Genomic DNA, 2120 nt, shown 5'->3' with positions numbered 1-2120 from the left:
CTGTAGGAGCGAACTTGTTCGCGAGGCGTCGCTTCTGGCACACCTCGCTGGCCATCTCGCCAACAAGTTGGCTCCTACAGAATGGGCATATGCAGGCTCGGATCAATTCACCTGCTTGCGGAAAAACAGCGTCACCTGCCCCACTTCAAAACCAAACTTGGTGACGTACGAGCGGTTGGCGAGCGTGTTCTCGTCCAGCAAGTACATCCAGTCATCGAAGTTGACCTGATACACCTTGTCGTCCACCGGCAGGCTCAACACGTAGCGCCAGCGCAGTGCATTGCCGGACACCTCACCCAGCGCCTCGCCGACCACATCTCCCGCCGTCCCGCGCCAGCGTCCCGGGCCATCCGGGTGAAGGGTCCAGACGCGGGTCTGCTTTTTGCCATCGCTGTAGGTGAAGTCTTCGTGCATCACGAAGGTATCACCCTCGGAATGACCGTCGATGTTGACGTGAAAGCGTTTGACCACTTCCCCGGAGCGCTTCTGAAACATGCCCCAGGCCTCTACCCGCCCAGTGAAAAACTGGCGCAGTTCGAGGGTGGGTTTTTCCTGGCTGTAGCGGCTGACGTCAACATTGCTGCACGCGGCCAGGCTCAGGCAGAACAACAGCGAAAGGGCTTTTAACATGGGCGACTCCAGTGAGGACACGGTCGAGCGCGAACGGCAATCCGTGGTCCGCAGACTTCATCACCTGGGTAGGCGTTGAGGACGAGCACCTCGGTTAAAGAGTCTGACCACGCGCGTCACGGATCGCTCAATGCGCCGGTTGAACGCACCTAGGCGTCACCGTTCGTCGTCGCCCGCGTAACACCGTGAAGCAGGCTGCAGCCCTTATGAACCAACGCCGTAGAGCCAAATTGATATTGAGCATGACGGGTATCGACAGACAGAAATGGTCGGGTAGCAGGTACGTCGATACAGTCATTTCAACCCTAATCTAATGTTCGAGGTTGAAATGTCCCGCGCCATCAAATTTCATCGCTTCGGTAAAGCCGATGTGCTCAGTTGCGAGGAGCAGCCTGATCGGTCCCCCGGCCCGCAGGAAGTGCTCGTTCGTGTACAGGCCATCGGTATCAGCTGGGACGATGTGTTGTGGCGTCAGGACCTGGCCCTCAGCAAACCGCAATTGCCGGCAGGTCTAGGCACTGAAATGGCCGGTACGGTCGAAGCCTTGGGCGACGCCGTGACTGACCTTGCGATCGGTGACAAGGTCGCAAGCTTCAAGGCCATGAGCGCCAATGATTATCCGGTCTGCGGCGACCACGTACTGGTGCCGCGCAACGCCTTGACTCGCTATCCTGATCAGCTGACGCCAGTGGAAGCGAGCGTGCATTACACCCCGCTGTTGCTGGCGTATTTTGCTTATGTCGATCTGGCCCGTGTGCAAGCCGGTCAAACGGTGCTCGTGACTGACGCGGCCAACAGCCCGGCAACGGCTTTCGTACAGTTGGGCAAGGCATTGGGGCTGCGGGTCATTGCGTCGACCAAAAGCGCTGCCGATCGCGAATTTTTGCTGGCCAATGGTGCTGACCGCGTCATTGTCACCGACGAGGAAGATATCGGCCTGCGTATCGATGCAATCACCAAAGGTCAGGGCATCGAAGCGGTGTTTGATGGCATGGGTGGCATGCAGATGTCATTGCTCGCCGATGTGCTTGCGCCCCGTGGCAGCCTGGTGCTGTATGGCTTACGCGGCGGCAACAACACCCCGTTTCCGGCGATGCAGGCGTTTCGCAAGAACATGCGCTTTTTCGTCCATTGCCTGGAGAATTTCACCGGCAAACCGGAATTGGGCATCGAGCAGGACACGGCTTCCATGCACCGTGCGCTGGAAGCCATCAACGGGCTGACCGCACAAGGTTTGCTCAAGGCCGACATCCACCGTACCTGGCCGTTCGAGCAGTTCGGCAAGGCCCACCATCTGCTGGATGAAAAACCGGTGCGCGGGCGTGTGGTGTTGAAGGTGTGTTGAGCCTCAGTGCTCAACCTCGGAACGATCATTTCTCGACAACCGCAAACCCTGTAGGAGCGTACGAGCACCGCGAGGCCGCGATCGGCTGCGCAGCAGTCGTAAAAGCTGCCAGCGCTGCGCACTGGATCGCGGCCTCGCGTTGCTC

Annotated in this window: 2 protein-coding genes; one reads left to right on the top strand and one right to left on the bottom strand. The window is 59.0% G+C overall.

Annotation, left to right across the window (positions count from 1 at the left end; all coding sequences use genetic code 11):
• Positions 1-102: 102 nt before the first annotated feature.
• Positions 103-630: a DUF3833 domain-containing protein gene (locus tag ACWKV9_RS27580; protein WP_483839280.1), complete on the bottom strand. Its 528-nt coding sequence runs from the start codon at positions 628-630 to the stop codon at positions 103-105.
• A gap of 328 nt (positions 631-958) precedes the next feature.
• Here ACWKV9_RS27580 and ACWKV9_RS27575 point away from each other — a divergent pair, with 328 nt between their 5' ends.
• On the top strand, positions 959-1975 hold the full coding sequence (locus tag ACWKV9_RS27575; protein ID WP_483839279.1) for a zinc-dependent alcohol dehydrogenase family protein: 1017 nt from the start codon (positions 959-961) through the stop codon (positions 1973-1975).
• Positions 1976-2120: the final 145 nt, after the last annotated feature.

The sequence above is a fragment of the Pseudomonas corni genome, assembly GCF_057128765.1.
The sequence above is the reverse complement of the archived record's forward strand: the minus strand, read 5'-3'. Positions and strand labels throughout refer to the sequence as shown.

Coding starts and splice junctions, on each gene's coding strand:
- ACWKV9_RS27580 (WP_483839280.1), bottom strand. CDS start 630: ATGTTAAAAGCCCTTTCGCTGTTGTTCTGCCTGAGCCTGGCCGCGTGC.
- ACWKV9_RS27575 (WP_483839279.1), top strand. CDS start 959: ATGTCCCGCGCCATCAAATTTCATCGCTTCGGTAAAGCCGATGTGCTC.